The organism is Streptomyces sp. P9(2023), from assembly GCF_032436795.1.
Taxonomy (GTDB): domain Bacteria; phylum Actinomycetota; class Actinomycetes; order Streptomycetales; family Streptomycetaceae; genus Streptomyces.
Genome location: NZ_JAUPWM010000558.1, coordinates 1 through 264, shown reverse-complemented (window position 1 = coordinate 264; position 264 = coordinate 1). Strand labels below are relative to the sequence as shown.

1 protein-coding gene is annotated in these 264 nt (G+C 61.4%); it reads left to right on the top strand.

Going from position 1 to position 264, the window contains the following annotated elements:
- Positions 1-19: 19 nt before the first annotated feature.
- Positions 20-264: DUF4011 domain-containing protein (locus Q5762_RS38695; protein ID WP_315897001.1), on the top strand; the 245-nt coding region annotated here is incomplete at its 3' end.

The window sequence follows — 264 nt, the reverse complement described above, 5'->3', positions numbered from 1 at the left end:
CAATCGGGCCCGCCTCGAGCTGCTGGACCTATCGACCCGCAACCGGTTACTTAGCGTCCCTAGGTCCGGCCACGCTAAGACGGTGGAAGTGGTCAATGAGCTCGCGAAGGCGATGTATCAGACGCTCGTCATCGATGGAAAGCGCTTCACTTTCGCTGCAGGTAGGGCCGACCCAAAGACAGCCGCAGACGATGCCGTAGGCGAGGAAGGCGATCAGTCCGACTCAGCCGGCGCCGTCCAGGTAAAGGGTGTTGATGCGGAAGC